Origin of the sequence: Microcoleus sp. CAWBG640 (genome assembly GCF_020883015.1) — a bacterium.
In the GTDB taxonomy this organism is placed as follows: domain Bacteria; phylum Cyanobacteriota; class Cyanobacteriia; order Cyanobacteriales; family Microcoleaceae; genus Microcoleus; species Microcoleus anatoxicus.
On record NZ_JAHRFC010000100.1, the window covers coordinates 1 to 14,898 of the forward strand.

Sequence of the window (14,898 nt, forward strand, 5' to 3'; positions counted from 1 at the left end):
ACAGTCGATCGCTCATCACAGTCGATCGCTCATCACAGTCGATCGCTCATCACAGTCGATCGCTCATCACAGTCGATCGCTTAATATTTCTTTATACCACACTGTTTATTTATGTCCTACTACTTAGGAGAGCTTTATAGAGAACAATCCGATTTTACAACAGCGCTTTCCCATCATTCAGAATCGATCGCACTTCTAGACAAAATCGGCGCTAAATGCGATCTAGCTGAGGCTCATTATCAGCTTGCCTTAACTCACCAAAAGATGGGTGATGCCGAAAAGAGTCAGACTCCGTTTCAAGAGGCGATTAGACTCTTCACTGAAATGGAAGCACCGAAGCAAGTTGAGAAAGTGCGAAAGGCAATAGGTAAGAGCGATGAAGTTTAGTTTTGGATATATACAGCAGATTGCAGGTTTATGAAGTACACCCCATATCGCTCACCGTAGGGACACCGCACCGTGTCCATTTGTGTCAACTTAAATCGTCAGTCCGCCAGTCCTCCCGCCCGCCCGCCAGTCCGCCAGGGAATGAATTCCCTGGCTAATAGCTAAAGTCCTCTGAAGAGGACTAATGAGTTAAAAAATTCTTCTTATCAGTCCTCTTCAGAGGACTTTAGCTTTGAGGCAGGGGTTTCAACCCCTGCCGGACTGCTGGACTACTCAACCAAAGCCTGCCGCTGAGCCTCCAGCAATTCCCGAATCCCAGTTTCTGCCAAATCCAAAATTTGATTCAACTGACTCCGACTCAAACTTCCTTCTTCCGCAGTTCCCTGAATTTCAATAATATTCAAATCTCCATTCATCACCACATTACAATCAATTTCCGCCGCCACATCTTCCAGATAATTCAAATCTAAAAACAGCTCGTTTTCCAAAAGTCCCACAGACACTGCCGCCACTTGCCGAATCAAGGGCGATCGCACTAAATCACCTTTTTGCACCAACTTATTCAAAGCATCAGCCACAGCCACAAACGCGCCATTAATAGAAGTCGTGCGAGTCCCCGCATCCGCTTGCAAAACATCAGCATCGACAAGAATTGTGCGATCGCCCAAAAGTTGCATATCCAAGCACGATCGCAAACTCCGCCCAATCAACCGCTGAATTTCTTGAGTGCGGCCCGATAATTTCATAAATTCCCGCTCTTGTCGCTGCGGCGTAGATCCTGGTAACATTCGGTACTCCGCAGTCAGCCAACCTTTGCCAGTATTCTCCAGAAACCTAGGCACTCCCGGCTTAATCGTAACACTGCACAGTACCTGAGTATCGCCGCTTTTTGCTAGCACCGAACCACTGGCAAATTTGGTGAATTCGCGATCGAAACTAATCGGACGAAGTTGATTTGGCTGTCTGCCATCGGCACGTTTTATGGACATAAGTAATTGGGAATGGGGAATGGGGAATGGGGAATGGGGAATGGGGAATTGGGAATGGGGAATTGGTGTCAACTTAACTTCTAACCCTGTCACAGACTGCTGTTTAACTATTAAACTTAGATCCCCCCTAGCCCCCCTTAAGAAGGGGGGGACAGGACAGGAATCTTATCAAAGTCCCCCTTCTTAAGGGGGATTTAGGGGGATCAGGACTGGGGTAAAAACGAGATTTATCCAGGATTTGACGATTAATTTGACACCAATGGGTATAGGGCATTGGTAATTGGTATTTGACTAACTAATAACAACTAATTATTAACAACTTTAAGAATATCTTGCTGCACTTGTTCAGGAGATTGGTCGCCGTTGATAATTAACAGCTTGTTGCGATACTCATAATAATCTAAAATCGGGAGAGTTTGCTCGTAGAATAAATCGAGCCGACGCTGCAAAATTTCTGGACTATCATCCGATCGATCTCGCTCGCTCGATCGACTCAACAATACCTCATTCGGAACCTTCAACCAAATCGCCCAATCTAGGTGTTGTGCCAAATCTGAGAGCAAAAAATCCAACTCCTCACCTTGAAAAGCCGTGCGCGGATAGCCCTCCAACACCCAGCCATTAAAGACATCCCACAGCAGCAATCGACGACGAATGAATTGAACTATCGTTGCGTCGGGAACTAATTCCCCTGTTTCCACATAAGACACCGCCAACTTGCCCAAATCTGTTTCATCTGCGATCGCCTCCCGCAGAATATCCCCCAAAGCCAGCAAAGGAATACTCAAAGTGCTGCACAGTAGTTCAGCCTGAGTTCCCTTGCCCGCTCCAGGCCCTCCCAGAATCACCAATCTCACTGTGCTTTGCTCCTAGCGCCACGACATTCAAAGTTTACCTTTTATTGAGATAAATCGGGCAAAATGGCTGCGATCGCCTCTATCGCTAGCTTCTGATAACTGGTATATCTAGCGTTCGATCCGATTTGCGATCGGCCAGGTACACTATATATTGTCAAGCAGGCTTCTTCCATCTCAAAGTCGGAGCAGCCCTCAAGACTTAGTTGTTGATTAGATTATTGCCCTATGGTTGCCCAGTTAAAAACTCCTAACCTCAATTTGACCCACAGCTTGCCCTACACTGTTGAAGGGCTGGTGCAAGTCTTTACAGGCCCGCACCGCTGCTTTTTTACAACTGTGATGGCTCAGGCGCTACGAATTGCAGGACAGGGGACTGCGGTACTGGCGGTGCAGTTCCTCAAAGGGGGAATTAATCAGGGACACCAGCATCCGATGCGGCTGGGGCAGAATTTAGATTGGGTGCGGTGCGATTTGCCACGCTGCATTGATAATGCTGATTTAGATGAGCTAGAACTAGGTGCGATCGCCCAATTGTGGCAATACGTTCAAGAAGTTGTCCGCGAAGGCCGTTATGCCCTAATCATTCTCGACGAGTTGAGTCTGGCGGTTAATTTGGGTTTAATTCCCGAAGCAGAAGTGCTCGCATTAATTGATAGTAAGCCGCATCATTTGGATCTGATTTTTACCGGCCCATCGATGCCGCAAGGAATTTTGGATGTGGCAGATCAAATTACTGAAATTCGCCGCACTCAAGGACATTGATTTAAGTTGCGATATCCCATGGAAAAACCAGTTATACCAGTTTTTTATGAAGCTGCATAGAATCTGATCCCCCCTAGCCCCCCTTAATAAGGGGGGGGACAAGATTCCGATCAAAGTCCCCCTTCTCCCCTTTTTTCCCCCCTTGGGGGGGGTAGGGGGGGGTGGGGGATTTAGGGGGATCGAGATATATGCAACGACCCATTAAATTGGTATTAACTGTTAACTGTTAACAGTCAACAGTCAACAATCATTCCGGTACAACGGGAATTGATATGAATCTGCCCAAAACAATACCAAATTGGTCGATCGCCCCAATCATCATTATCGGCATTTTAGCCTTCTCAACATCCTCAATCCTGATTAGACTGGCGAACAGTTCAGCAAACAGTGGTGGCCTCGGTTTCAGCTTGGTACTCGCGGCCTCCCGCCTCACTTTATCAGCCTTAATTCTGCTTCCAGCTTGGTCAAAAATTCAGTGGAATACGCTGCAACCGGGAGCTCGGCGCTACGGGGCGGCTGCTGGTTTGTGTCTCGCCCTGCACTTTGCCCTGTGGATTACCTCACTTTCTTATACTTCCATCGCCGCCTCCACCGCCTTAGTCACCACAAATCCGGTCTGGGTAGCGCTGTTGTCTCGGTTCTGGTTTGGCGAAAAACTCAGTAAATTGTCGGTAGCGGGCATTGCAGTGGCTCTGGGAGGGACGATCGCGATCGCCCTAGGTAGTGCAGGTGGCGGCGGTGATGGTAGCAGCATCATGTTGGGTAACTTCCTTGCCCTGGCTGGTTCCTGGGCTGTCAGCCTGTATTTGCTTTGTGGTAGGGAGGCCCAGCGGCGGGGACTGGGAATCGGTGGCTATATTGCGATCGCATATACTGTAGCTGCGATCGTCCTTTTGCCTCTGCCCCTAGTATTCAAAACCAGTTATACTGGCTATCCGCACATTGTATATTTTTACATTTTATTAACAGCAGCCTTGCCTCAATTAGTCGGCCACACGATTTTGAATTGGGCTGTGATGCGGGTATCGCCAACTTTGGTAAGTCTGGCTATTTTGTTTGAACCTGTGGGCGCTAGTTGTTTGGGTTATTTGGTGTTTGGGGAAGTGCCGGGGCCGATGGTATTGGTGGGTGGTGGGGTGTTATTGTTCGGAGTTGCGATCGGCACTTTTGGAGCAAAATAGTTAATATAGGAATTACCCATAAATATCAAAGAAACCGGGTTTTTTACTAAAATACTGCACACCCTGCCTTTAACAGGTGAAAAACCCGGTTTCTGCCGACCGGACTATAATATGAACAACGAATTTACTTCGAGCAAATCGGAAACTGACTGGGAACGTTTAGACGCCATGACTGATGAAGATATTGATTTTTCTGATTGCCCTGAAATTACACCTGAAATGTTCGCTAAAGCCATAGTTCGGCGAGGTTTACCCAGCCCTAAGACTCAGGATAAAGTCACCTTACTTATTGACAGTAATTTTCCGTATCCACCAGGTTTAAAAATAGATAATTAAAATGAGGTCTTGCAAACAATGACTTTTAATGATGTAGTTGAAGTAGTCAAAGGTCTTTCCACGGATGAAAAACAGGAAATTCAACAGTTGTTGAACCAATATATCCGTGAAGAACGCCGCGATCAGATATATAACAACTTCAAGTTAGCGCAAGTAGAACACCAAAAAGATGAACTGAAGTTTTCCTCTAATATTAACGAACTCAGACAACTGATAGAGGAATAATCGTGGAAGTTAGTTTTAGTTCGGCTTTCAAACGCGCCTTCAAAAAGCGCATCCAAGGCAACACAGATTTAGAGGAAAAGTTTTGGCAAAAATTGGAACTGTTTACTATATATCCTTACGATCCGATATTGAAAACACATAAACTATCCGGCAAGCTTAAGGAATTCTGGAGTTTTAGTGTAGATTACGATGAAAGGGTATTGTTCTACTTTACAGAAGATGACAAGGCTGTGTTTGTAGATATTGGTAGTCATGATGAAGTGTATTAACTATTCGACTAACATATCATGGGCTCTAAGAGTAACTTGGCAAAAATGAGAACAGTAGATTTATTTGCCGGCTGTGGAGGCTTGTCACTCGGATTTCAAAATGCTGGATTCAATGTAGTAGCAGCTTTTGACTACTGGCATCCAGCCATTCAAGTATATAAAGACAACTTCCAACATCCGATATTTGAAAAAGACCTATCACAAGCAGATATCTGTTCATTTATCAGTGAGTTCAATCCAGATATGATTATTGGTGGGCCTCCATGCCAAGATTTTTCCAGCGCCGGGAAAAGAGATGAGAATCTTGGGAGAGCAGATTTATCCTTAGCCTTTGCGAAGATTATTACTAGCATTAAACCTAGATGGTTTGTCATGGAGAACGTTGCCAGAATTCAAAAGAGCCAAATTCTAGAACAAGTTTTAGAAACATTTAGAACCAGTGGCTATGGTTTAAGTTCTTCGGTTTTGAATGCCAGCTATTGTGGAGTTCCGCAAGCTAGAAAACGATATTTTTTGATTGGTGAATTGGATGGAGAAGATGGCATTTTGAATTCTTATCTAACAAAACATCAGTCTAAAACTCCTATGAATGTTTTTGAATATTTAGGTGATGATTTAGGTATTGAGTATTTTTATCGGCATCCGAGAAGCTATAAGAGAAGGGGAGTTTTCAGCATCCACGAACCTAGCCCGACAGTTCGAGGTGTTAATCGTCCAATTCCCAAGACGTACAAAAAGCATGAAGGTGATTTATGCGATATTGATGAGAGGTTACGCCCTTTGACGACTATTGAACGGAGTTATATTCAAACATTTCCTAAGACGTTTAAGTTTCAGGGAAATAAGTCTGATTTAGAACAAATGATTGGTAATGCTGTTCCTGTCAAGCTGGCTGAGTATGTCGCTGGCTGCATCCTTGAATATATTCAACAGGACTAAGGCAAAAGAAAACGGGTTTCTATCAAAAATCGTTGCTTTTTTTGTCTCTCATCAAACACTAGCAAATTCCGTCAAAGGTCTTTTACTAGGATGATGAAACCCCAAAACAATATCGCCCTTAGAAATTCCTGCTGCTAGTAAATCATCAACTACACACAAATTTGTCAAATCTTCTTCCACCCAAATTTTACCATCTTTAATCCGAAGATACATCGTCATATAGCGAACCCGTTCTTTACCATTCCAGCCAGAGCGAAACCAGAGATATTGATCTCGTTCTTCATCAAATGCCAGACGATCATCTGGCTCTAATTCATCTAATGCGATCGCCCCCTGGACTTTCATCTGATAATATTCAGTCAATATTTTTTTAATTGTATTCCGATAGTATTCTAATTTATCCATTGTATAATTTCCTCCTTTTCCATCTCAACTGTCATTAATAGAAGCCGATTTTCCTTAGTAATTAATTGTATCGACTTGCGTTTAAAAAAGTCTTGGTATACGATATCATCAATTCCCAAATAAAGCGTGTATTCTGGAGCCGTGAGTTGAATGAGATTTCGGTAGACAATGTATTGACCGAGTGCGTCGTGAAAATCATACATTAGCGATCGCCCAATAAAGCTCTTAATTTCAACAACTATTTTTTGTCCCTGGCGTTCTGCGGCGATCGGCTTTTCTGCTGCTAGGTCGGCATATAAATCGGCATCCTCATATTGGATGAAATATGGGTCATCCGTAATTGTCCAACCATCTTTGATTAAGGCGTTTTTAACTGCATTGTGGTAGGTATCTTTGGCAGGCATAGTAAAAACAGTTAAATATTACTTGCTCTTTAAACACAGTATAATCCTTAAGAGTCGGTTTCGCCAACAATCTCAATAAACCCGCCCGAACCCCACCAATAACCTACTTTGGCAAAGGCTCTAATATTTTCTCACCATCCCTAGCCGTAACCATCGTAAATAAAGCCTCATATTGATTCAAAGCTTCCTCAAATCCATAATTCTCAACAGCATAACTTCTGCCTTGCAAACCCAGCGCATCGACTTTAGCCGGATTCAGATACAAATCTTCAACCCCATCCGCTAGAGCTTGCGGATCTTCCGGTGGCACCACCACCCCGCCACCACTTTGCTGCACTGCTTTATGAGCAGTACCAGTCTCAGGAACCGAAGCCAAAATAGCCCGACCACTAGCCAACAGCACTTGAATTTTTGAGGGCATATTAAAATTAGTCACGCGCCGCTTTTGTACCACCAAACTAACATCAGCGGCAGCTAACATTTCTGGCAATTTTTCTCGCGGTTCAAAGGGCAGTAACGTCACATTCGTCGCTTTGTAAGTTTCACAATCTCTTTGCAAACGTGACAGTGCGGTGGACTCTCCCACAATTACAAAAGCTATTTCTGGTATGTGTTTCAAACGAGCCGCTGCTTGGACAACAGTTTGCAAACCTTGAGTCAGGGCAATATTGCCTGCGTAGAGAATGACAAATTTGCCCTGGAGATTGTGAGTTTTGCGAAAGGAATTATTTTCTTTAGGTAAGGGGCGGATGAAATTGACATCAACCCAATTGGGAAGGCAAACTATTTTTTCCGGGGGTACTCCCTGAGAGTGCAATTTTTGGATAAAACCGCTGTCGATGACGCTGACTTGGCTAGCTGTGCTGTAGGCAAATTTTTCTAAGGCGTCAGCAATCTGAATTAACATCCCATTCTTTTTCACCAAACCGACGCGCACGGCTGCTTCTGAGACGATATCTTGAACGTTGAGGACGATCGGGCAACTACGAATCCACCCATAAAGAGCCACTGGGACGCAAATCGGCAATGGGGGCATTGTGGAAAAAATCACGTCTGGTCGATCGCCCCTAAATGCTTGAATAGCACTAGATATCACAAAACTACCATCTAACAGCAGTCGGTCTAGCAAACTGGGGTGAGGGCCGTTCACCCGCAGGTAGCTGCGCTGTATTGTCACACCGTTATGTTCTTCGGTAAGGTAGAATTTGCCGCGATATTTTTCATAAATCTGGCGCTGGGGATAGTTGGGCATTCCTGTAACTACTCTGACTTGATGACCACGCTGAACTAGACCCTGGGCTAGTTCTGTCATCAGGGGAGCAATGCCGATCGGCTCTGGATAGTAGTTATAGGAATAAATCAGAATACGCATAATATTTAGTTTGAAGCAAATTGTCCAGCCGCCACCAGCTTGAGCTAATACCCGCTTAATTCGCCTGGATTAGGTCTAGTTGGGCCTAACACAGCAGAGGGCGGTGCCTGGAATTTTCTAGGCTCAAAAGCAGTCGCCCTTTGTGGTTTTGAGTCATCATCAGGTAATGTTTTTTCGCATCACCAGACAGTTGCGGCGATCGTCTGTACGGATATAACGAAGCTGCTCTGTCAGCTTGTGCATAAATAGCAGTCCCCTTTCTCCTTCTTTTTCCAAGGGATCGCGCTTGTCTTGGATAATAGCGTCGAGCTTTGCTTCTAGGTCAAAGGGTTGACCCCTATCCCAAATCCTGATTTCTAAGTAATCGGAAAACACTGCGACTTCGAGGTTGATCGGTGTCGTGGAGTGCAAGTTTTTGTGAGCATGGCGAACAGCATTTGTAAACCCTTCATTCACAATCAGGCTGCACTGCCACCCCAAATCCTCTGGTAGCAGGGGCAGGACAATATTTTCCAACCACTCCAAAACTTGTTTCAGAGCCTCCATGTCCGTTTCCACTTGAAGATGCAACTCGGCCTTTGGTTGCTGATCTTTCATTTTTTTTCCCCCTGGTCGCCCCCCAGCACAACTTCAGCTACGATCGGTACAAACTCAGCACAAGTAACTGTACTCAGCTTGGCTGGGACGCGAGTGTTCAGCGTAGCGGTGGCGGGAGAATAAGGGGGGCAAGGTCTTGGCAACATATTAGTTAAGTCAAGCTTGAGTTGAAGAAGCCCGTTTTGCCTCAAGGTGAGCATTCCTTTCGCACCATTTACTCCTACTGGAAATGAGAGACTTTTGATACTTTAACCCGCCTGGGTAGGGCGTTTAAATAATTTTCAGTTTTGAGTTGGGAGTTTTGATTTTTCAACTGCTTTAGAAAACTTAGCAAAACCTATCCAAAGTTATCTTTAGATGGTAAGTGTTTACTTCCGTTGTTTATTGACGTGATTAGTTAAAATTTTATTGATTTCTTTCATCACTTATGATAAAACGTCTGAATTTTAGTAACCCCCCCTGTACCTAAAAGGTCAGCGGAGGGTTGTTCAGGCATCCTATACAGCGCCACTATTTTTGTTGAACAGAACAGCTATGGTTTTCACAATTAGTTTCAGGTCATACATCAGGCTCCAGTTTTCTTGGTACTTTAAATCCAAGCGGATCACATCTTCAAAATTACGCACCTGAGAGCGACCGTTAACTTGCCATTCTCCAGTCATTCCTGGTTTGACATCAAAACGCTGCCACTGAGGTACTTCATAGCGGTCAACTTCATCTGGAGTAGGGGGTCGGGTACCCACTAAACTCATTTCGCCTTTTAGTACGTTCCAAAATTGTGGCAGTTCATCAAGGCTGGTTTTTCGCAATATCCGCCCGACTTTGGTAATGCGAGGGTCATTATCATTTTTGAAAAAAGCACCGGAGGCTTGGTTTTTGATTTGAGATTTAAGGGCTTCGGCGTTGGTACACATCGAGCGAAACTTCCAAATCTGAAATCTTTTTCCCATCCAGCCACAGCGGGTTTGACCAAAAAAGATCGGTCCTGGATCGTTAATTGTGATGGCTGCGACTATGGGTATAAACAATATTCCTGTAATTATCAAACCTACTATGGCCCCAACTATATCGATCAGCCGTTTTACCAACGATCGCACAGAGGGGTGCGTAACTGGTAACTGACTGTCTGCACGGTTGTTTTCAGCGGGGGCTGTGCTAACTGGCGACGGCTCGATAGTCAGCACTTGATCTAGGCTGGTGAGAGCAAATACTGCCATCACCTGTGGCTTGAGACTCCGCAATACTAAGTTGCACTCCCGCTGTTTGGCAAATTTTAGATTGCTGACTAAGGCACCAATCCCGCTACTGTCGATGAATGTCGTGTCACTGAAGTCTAGGACAATTTTGCTGGGAACGGTGTTTTTCGAGTTTTCAGAGAAAAGTTGCTGGCAGGTTGTCTTAAAGTTTACGGCTTCAAGTACGCTTAATCGCACAGGTATGTGAACGGAAGGAATTTCGTCCAAGTAAGTTACCCGAAAATCTGCCTCTGGGTTTTGGGTGACCATGAAGTCCTAGTTTCAAATTTCAAGCTGATGTCTTTAGCCTATTGTGTCCTAGGCCATCCATTTTTACCAATTATTATTGTTAACAACAGCCTAGATTTACACAAACTTTACATTTTCATCACTAACCAGGCCAGCCAAGAAGTGCTTCTGGCAAGCCCACACCCTACCCGTCAAGGGGTTGGTGTGTGCCGGAGGTCAGGAATTGTAAACGTTTTCTGACTGGGAAGTTTCGCGGCCGAGGGGTTTAACCTTGGCTTTAGCTTTAGCTGCGTTGCGTTTGAGGGCTTGGAGACGGGCTTCGTATTTAGCGCGCTGCTGCTTTTTGGAAGTTTGCTCGATGAGGGTTTTTAAGGCACTACCGAGGCTTTTGTATGCGTTGGGGAGAGTATAGCCGAAGCGAGTGGCCAGGGCCAGGGCTTTTTCGTCCGCGTCTATGGCTTCTTTTAAGCTTTTCTCTCCGTTATTTTTCTGGTACAGCCTCCAGCCGGAGACGCCACACAGGGAGAGGGCTAGTACCAGCAGCAAGCCATCTTGTACCCAAAGTTCGCCGACTGCGCCACCTAAACCAATAGCAAGGGCGGCCATTTCCCAGCCATCTCTGGGGATGGTGTCGTTTTGGATTCTGGCGACTTCGTGCCAAAATAGGAGGTTTCGCTGATCCATTGCTAGCTGTTCCCAGCGGATCAGGTCTATTTGTATTTCTACCTGATCTTTGCCTATTTCTTCGCTACGGATCAAGGCGGGATTAATTTCTATGGTTTTTTCTACTGTTACCCAACTTTGTAGTTCTGGGGGGAGTATATTTTTCAAGCGCCGGATCTCACTCATCTCGGCTCTTGCTGTGGAGGTTGCATAGGATGTCATAGCTCCGACCTTAAATTTTTCAAAGGGTTAATATGCTTCTATATTTTGGAGTATAGCAAACCTTTTGGACCTTATCTTCTAGCTTTCTGGCAAATATTCCTCACCCTAGTTTGAGTGTCTGATGCTGAAAGCAGAATTACCGTAGAGGGTCGATCGACCCTCTATACCCAATTTACTCGCTCCGAGGCGATCGACACTAACTACTCAACAGTTTTCTGCTTATTTTGCATCTTATTGTTCAATTTCTTGTCGCAATTTCACCCAAGCCGACAAAACCTCCGGTGCCGAAGTTATCCCTTTCTGCACCAAAACCACCCCATCTAATACCTTAGCAATACCATAGCTTCCGTTCCGCAGAGCCTCGTCTGTAAAACGCACTCCCGCCCTAACTCTACCTCGATCGACCGGCACCTTTAAATTATTCTGCTGCAACTGCCACAAATCTAATACAGCATAATCCACATCCACCGCGTTTCCGGCTTCATCCCGCAACTTCATCACCTCTAAACGAATGATGTTCCGACGCCCAGATAGGTGAGAAACTATGTAACCACTCGTGGAAACGCTAGCATCTGGAGGAATTAACTCCATCACAGTTTTCAAATCAGCACCATGGGCTAATTGCTCAGTCAATGATTGATAAACCACAGGATTGAAAGCATAGGGAGAAAGGAAATACAAAGCTCGATTAGGATTAGAAGTCAAAGTAAACAATAGGGACAATCCGATACATCCCATCCAAAAGCGGTGTAGCCTTGGTTTAAATTTTTCTGGATGCTCCGACCACCACAATATTGCAGCATAAATCAAAACAGGAACTAAACTCAAAGTATAACGAGTATTGATAGAAGTCGCTGCTTTATTTTCTACTTGCAGCAGCAGCACTAACAACGGAAAGCTAGACATCACCCAAGCTGGCCAGGAAAAAATAGGTATAAAAGCCAGTGGCAGCAACAAACCCAACACAAATCTAATTCGCCTTTCTAAACTTTCTAAATCCGCAAAAAATACTTGAATTATAATTTGAGGTTGGCTAACTATTGCCCACAGTAACTGTAGCGTCGAAGGATTTTCTATGTTAACAAACTTCTTAAAATACAGAGCTAAATAAAGTCGGGAGTTGTCATTGGAAAACAGAGGCATCACAACATTAGTTATCAGCGAAACATAGCTAAAACTCAGGACACACAAAGCTATACCCGTCCGTGGATAGCGGCGGCTGAAAAATAAGTAGGCTCCAATGCCAAACAGAGTAATGCCGGTGTCTTCACGAGTTCCTAATGCTAAGGCTGCAAAAATCCAAAACACCAACCACCTTTGCTTTTCTAAGGCTAATAATAAACTAAATAAAAACAAAGGAATTTGGCAGTGTTCGTAAAAATTTCCCAGCGTCGGACCAATTACCGCATTAGCTCCATAATAGCTAGCTACGACCATTATTGACAGAGGAATAGATAAATAATGTCTCGCTAAAAAATACAAAACTATGCCAGCAGCCGCAATTAAAGCTACTTGCAAAACTATCAGAGTCACGGGAGAGGGAAACAGGGCATAAAGCGGCATCCACAGCAAAAAGTCGATGACAAAATGTTGCCCTAAATGGATGTAAGATGGATAGGATAGTTCCCGATCGAGCAGAGATGCACCGGAGGCCGCGGAGGAAAGGGAACTTTGAAATAGTTTGCCATGTACGCTATTCCAAAATACTTGATTAAATAAACCGTGATCGTAGGTAGCCAAAAAGCTATCATAGCGAATAATACTAAAAGTTAATACCGAGATAAAAAAAATTACTGCAATGATTATTGCTTGACGCAACCCTGTTTCATGCCGCCAGTAGTAAATAGGTTTAAATTTCATGTTTTTTGGCTGAATTTACTAATATTTATTAATTTTATTGAAGTGGTTTTTAAATTCTGAAATAGAAATAAATTCCCCTTGTTTTTTCAGCACCGTCAGATATTTTTCTAATTTGTCAATCATTTTACTACCGGCATCTTTTTTGACATAACTGGGGAGTTTAAACTGGGAAATATCAGTGAATTCCCAGGGATGAAAGTAGATGTTTAGATAGGAGTCTGTTTCTAAGGTGAGCTTAGCTGCTAATTGTATCACTGAAAGCGGCAAGTTCTTAAAACTCAACCAAAATAGGGGAAATCGGATCGCGGGAGTAACTGAAATGGGCAAGTTGAGTAATTTATTCCTATAATATGCAGTTCTAGGTTTCAAGAGATTGTTGTATCTACCGGGGATGTAGGTAGGATTCATGGATGAGTTGTATTCATAGCCTGCTTGTTCTATTTCTGCGTCGTCAACAGGCTGAAGTCTTGCCATCCTGAAGCCGACGACTTTAGTATTAGTTATGGATTCTAAGGTTTGCTTAGATTTTTGTAAATCATCCACGGAAAATTGGGAATGGTAAAAGCCGTGGGAGGCAATTTCATGTTGTTGTGAAAGTTGTTTAATTATTTCTTGGTTGTGGAGTGCGAAGTTAGCAGTTACAAAAAATGTGGCTGCGATATCTAATTTTTCCAAAAGTGAAATAACATTGCATAACCCGGTTTTAGAAACTGCAAATTTGATATCCTCTGTGAGGGGTTGACCGTATTCTTCGGGAATGTCAAATTCTTCTATGTCAAAGCTCAATAAAATGTATTTAGTCATAATTACCCACTCGATTATTATAGCGAATTTTTAACAAGCACAAGAACATTTTGAGAGAATCTTTAACTATATTTACTTTAGAAGCTTTGGATAAATGTTGTTCGGAAATTCTAGCGGGAATTTCACCGATTTGATATCCTTTTTTGTGTGCTAAGAACAGGAGTTCGGCATCAAAAGAAAATCCCGCAATTGTCTGTTGCTTGAAGAGTTCTTGGGCCGCATCTTTTTTAAATCCTTTGAGTCCTGCCTGCATATCTCGATAGGGCAGATTGAGGATTTTGCGGGAAATAAAGTTAAATATTTGACCTGATATTTTTCTCAGTAATGTGAGATTGCGGAAGTTGTCTTTGTCGAGGTTTCTGCAACCAATTACCACATCAAATTTTTCTAGTTTTTCTATTAAGGGTTCTAGATGCTCTAGGGAGTAAGCTAAGTCACCATCCATAAAGCAAATGCAGTCAGATTTTAGAGATTCGCTACCTTTTTTTACTGCGTAGCCTTTTCCTTGACGATGGTTGTAAGAAATTATTTGGATATGATTTGTGGGGAATATTTTTAGTTTATTTTCGAGGATTGTCAGTGTATCATCTGTTGACCCGTCATTGACAATGATAAAATTATAAGGGTGATTTGTTTGAGAAAAATCGAAAATTCTGTCAAAGGTTTGTGCTATGCAATTTTCTTCGTTGTAAACAGGTAGAATTACCGTGATTTTCATCATTATTATGGAATCAAGCTTTCGCAGAAGTATCGTATCACCTTAGTACAAAAATCACAAGTAAAAAATATATAGCCTTTGGAGTGAAAGAATAGGTCCGATCGAGAATTGGTAATAGGTAATAGGTAATAGGTAATAGGTAATTGGTAACTGGTAATTAGTAATGCCCTATACCCTTCCCCCATCCCCCCTAGGGGGGTGGGGAGTCAGGGGGGGTTCCCATGGCCCATGTCCCATACTTCGACAACGCTGGAGCCCCATTACCCATTACCCATTACCCATTTACCCATTACCCATTAGACATCTCCAATAATTCCAATCCCTTCCCCCGCTTGGTTTCGGGAGTTGAGCCCTTTAAGGGGCTCAACTCCCGAAACCAACGCTTTAATAAGGGTTTCAACGGTTGGTCAACAAGAACTACCCT

Annotated in this window: 18 protein-coding genes; 7 read left to right on the forward strand and 11 right to left on the reverse strand. The window is 43.7% G+C overall.

Annotation, left to right across the window (positions count from 1 at the left end):
* Positions 1-111: 111 nt before the first annotated feature.
* Complete coding sequence (locus tag AAFP11_RS26655; protein ID WP_341739741.1) at positions 112-387, forward strand: tetratricopeptide repeat protein; 276 nt, start codon at positions 112-114, stop codon at positions 385-387.
* Positions 388-656: 269 nt separating this feature from the next.
* Here the strand turns inward: AAFP11_RS26655 and rph are convergent, their stop codons facing one another.
* Together rph and AAFP11_RS26665 are read right to left on the reverse strand one after the other, a co-directional pair.
* Positions 657-1,376, reverse strand: a complete 720-nt coding sequence (gene rph, locus AAFP11_RS26660) for a ribonuclease PH (protein ID WP_341739742.1) — start codon at positions 1,374-1,376, stop codon at positions 657-659.
* A 305-nt stretch (positions 1,377-1,681) separates the two neighbouring features.
* On the reverse strand, positions 1,682-2,233 hold the full coding sequence (locus tag AAFP11_RS26665) for a nucleoside monophosphate kinase (protein WP_341739743.1): 552 nt from the start codon (positions 2,231-2,233) through the stop codon (positions 1,682-1,684).
* Positions 2,234-2,458: 225 nt separating this feature from the next.
* Here AAFP11_RS26665 and AAFP11_RS26670 point away from each other — a divergent pair, with 225 nt between their 5' ends.
* The 6 genes from AAFP11_RS26670 to AAFP11_RS26695 all read left to right on the forward strand — a co-directional run bounded on the left by AAFP11_RS26670 (position 2,459) and on the right by AAFP11_RS26695 (position 5,945).
* The gene (locus AAFP11_RS26670) at positions 2,459-2,995 is read left to right on the forward strand and encodes a P-loop NTPase family protein (protein ID WP_341739744.1); all 537 of its coding nucleotides are present in this window, start codon (positions 2,459-2,461) and stop codon (positions 2,993-2,995) included.
* A gap of 272 nt (positions 2,996-3,267) precedes the next feature.
* Positions 3,268-4,176: a DMT family transporter gene (locus tag AAFP11_RS26675; RefSeq protein ID WP_341739745.1), complete on the forward strand. Its 909-nt coding sequence runs from the start codon at positions 3,268-3,270 to the stop codon at positions 4,174-4,176.
* A gap of 111 nt (positions 4,177-4,287) precedes the next feature.
* Positions 4,288-4,512, forward strand: a complete 225-nt coding sequence (locus tag AAFP11_RS26680) for a hypothetical protein (RefSeq protein WP_340519331.1) — start codon at positions 4,288-4,290, stop codon at positions 4,510-4,512.
* An 18-nt stretch (positions 4,513-4,530) separates the two neighbouring features.
* Positions 4,531-4,737: a hypothetical protein gene (locus AAFP11_RS26685; protein ID WP_340519329.1), complete on the forward strand. Its 207-nt coding sequence runs from the start codon at positions 4,531-4,533 to the stop codon at positions 4,735-4,737.
* Between the two features lie 2 nt (positions 4,738-4,739).
* Positions 4,740-5,006, forward strand: coding sequence for a type II toxin-antitoxin system YafQ family toxin (locus AAFP11_RS26690; protein WP_340519328.1), 267 nt, complete (start codon positions 4,740-4,742; stop codon positions 5,004-5,006).
* A 45-nt stretch (positions 5,007-5,051) separates the two neighbouring features.
* Positions 5,052-5,945 (forward strand): DNA cytosine methyltransferase, encoded by an 894-nt coding sequence (locus AAFP11_RS26695; protein WP_341739746.1) that lies wholly within the window; start codon positions 5,052-5,054, stop codon positions 5,943-5,945.
* A 51-nt stretch (positions 5,946-5,996) separates the two neighbouring features.
* Here AAFP11_RS26695 and AAFP11_RS26700 read toward each other — a convergent pair whose 3' ends face one another.
* The 9 genes from AAFP11_RS26700 to AAFP11_RS26740 all read right to left on the reverse strand — a co-directional run bounded on the left by AAFP11_RS26700 (position 5,997) and on the right by AAFP11_RS26740 (position 14,477).
* The gene (locus tag AAFP11_RS26700; RefSeq protein ID WP_340551628.1) at positions 5,997-6,350 is read right to left on the reverse strand and encodes a XisI protein; all 354 of its coding nucleotides are present in this window, start codon (positions 6,348-6,350) and stop codon (positions 5,997-5,999) included.
* Entirely contained in the window at positions 6,338-6,754 is a 417-nt protein-coding gene (locus tag AAFP11_RS26705) for a XisH family protein (RefSeq protein ID WP_341739747.1), read from the reverse strand. The genes AAFP11_RS26700 and AAFP11_RS26705 overlap by 13 nt, the downstream gene beginning before the upstream one ends.
* Positions 6,755-6,857: 103 nt before the next feature.
* A complete protein-coding gene (locus AAFP11_RS26710) occupies positions 6,858-8,126 on the reverse strand; it encodes a WcaI family glycosyltransferase (RefSeq protein WP_341739748.1) in 1,269 nt (422 codons plus the stop codon).
* A 159-nt stretch (positions 8,127-8,285) separates the two neighbouring features.
* Entirely contained in the window at positions 8,286-8,723 is a 438-nt protein-coding gene (locus tag AAFP11_RS26715) for an ATP-binding protein (protein ID WP_341739749.1), read from the reverse strand.
* Between the two features lie 497 nt (positions 8,724-9,220).
* A complete protein-coding gene (locus AAFP11_RS26720; protein WP_341739750.1) occupies positions 9,221-10,228 on the reverse strand; it encodes a sugar transferase in 1,008 nt (335 codons plus the stop codon).
* A 195-nt stretch (positions 10,229-10,423) separates the two neighbouring features.
* The gene (locus AAFP11_RS26725) at positions 10,424-11,092 is read right to left on the reverse strand and encodes a DUF3318 domain-containing protein (protein WP_341739751.1); all 669 of its coding nucleotides are present in this window, start codon (positions 11,090-11,092) and stop codon (positions 10,424-10,426) included.
* 231 nt (positions 11,093-11,323) lie between these two features.
* Positions 11,324-12,952, reverse strand: a complete 1,629-nt coding sequence (locus tag AAFP11_RS26730) for a DUF2079 domain-containing protein (protein WP_341739752.1) — start codon at positions 12,950-12,952, stop codon at positions 11,324-11,326.
* 18 nt (positions 12,953-12,970) lie between these two features.
* On the reverse strand, positions 12,971-13,756 hold the full coding sequence (locus AAFP11_RS26735) for a polysaccharide deacetylase family protein (protein WP_341739753.1): 786 nt from the start codon (positions 13,754-13,756) through the stop codon (positions 12,971-12,973).
* Positions 13,749-14,477, reverse strand: a complete 729-nt coding sequence (locus AAFP11_RS26740; RefSeq protein ID WP_341739754.1) for a glycosyltransferase — start codon at positions 14,475-14,477, stop codon at positions 13,749-13,751. Before AAFP11_RS26740 ends, AAFP11_RS26735 begins: the two co-directional genes overlap by 8 nt.
* Positions 14,478-14,898 lie beyond the last annotated feature (421 nt).

What these genes read in the sequence shown, in the direction of transcription:
- AAFP11_RS26655 (WP_341739741.1), top strand. Translation starts at nt 112, where the DNA reads ATGTCCTACTACTTAGGAGAGCTTTATAGAGAACAATCCGATTTTACA.
- rph (WP_341739742.1), bottom strand. Translation starts at nt 1,376, where the DNA reads ATGTCCATAAAACGTGCCGATGGCAGACAGCCAAATCAACTTCGTCCG.
- AAFP11_RS26670 (WP_341739744.1), top strand. Translation starts at nt 2,459, where the DNA reads ATGGTTGCCCAGTTAAAAACTCCTAACCTCAATTTGACCCACAGCTTG.
- AAFP11_RS26675 (WP_341739745.1), top strand. Translation starts at nt 3,268, where the DNA reads ATGAATCTGCCCAAAACAATACCAAATTGGTCGATCGCCCCAATCATC.
- AAFP11_RS26680 (WP_340519331.1), top strand. Translation starts at nt 4,288, where the DNA reads ATGAACAACGAATTTACTTCGAGCAAATCGGAAACTGACTGGGAACGT.
- AAFP11_RS26685 (WP_340519329.1), top strand. Translation starts at nt 4,531, where the DNA reads ATGACTTTTAATGATGTAGTTGAAGTAGTCAAAGGTCTTTCCACGGAT.
- AAFP11_RS26695 (WP_341739746.1), top strand. Translation starts at nt 5,052, where the DNA reads ATGAGAACAGTAGATTTATTTGCCGGCTGTGGAGGCTTGTCACTCGGA.
- AAFP11_RS26700 (WP_340551628.1), bottom strand. Translation starts at nt 6,350, where the DNA reads ATGGATAAATTAGAATACTATCGGAATACAATTAAAAAAATATTGACT.
- AAFP11_RS26705 (WP_341739747.1), bottom strand. Translation starts at nt 6,754, where the DNA reads ATGCCTGCCAAAGATACCTACCACAATGCAGTTAAAAACGCCTTAATC.
- AAFP11_RS26710 (WP_341739748.1), bottom strand. Translation starts at nt 8,126, where the DNA reads ATGCGTATTCTGATTTATTCCTATAACTACTATCCAGAGCCGATCGGC.
- AAFP11_RS26715 (WP_341739749.1), bottom strand. Translation starts at nt 8,723, where the DNA reads ATGAAAGATCAGCAACCAAAGGCCGAGTTGCATCTTCAAGTGGAAACG.
- AAFP11_RS26720 (WP_341739750.1), bottom strand. Translation starts at nt 10,228, where the DNA reads ATGGTCACCCAAAACCCAGAGGCAGATTTTCGGGTAACTTACTTGGAC.
- AAFP11_RS26725 (WP_341739751.1), bottom strand. Translation starts at nt 11,092, where the DNA reads ATGACATCCTATGCAACCTCCACAGCAAGAGCCGAGATGAGTGAGATC.
- AAFP11_RS26730 (WP_341739752.1), bottom strand. Translation starts at nt 12,952, where the DNA reads ATGAAATTTAAACCTATTTACTACTGGCGGCATGAAACAGGGTTGCGT.
- AAFP11_RS26735 (WP_341739753.1), bottom strand. Translation starts at nt 13,756, where the DNA reads ATGACTAAATACATTTTATTGAGCTTTGACATAGAAGAATTTGACATT.
- AAFP11_RS26740 (WP_341739754.1), bottom strand. Translation starts at nt 14,477, where the DNA reads ATGATGAAAATCACGGTAATTCTACCTGTTTACAACGAAGAAAATTGC.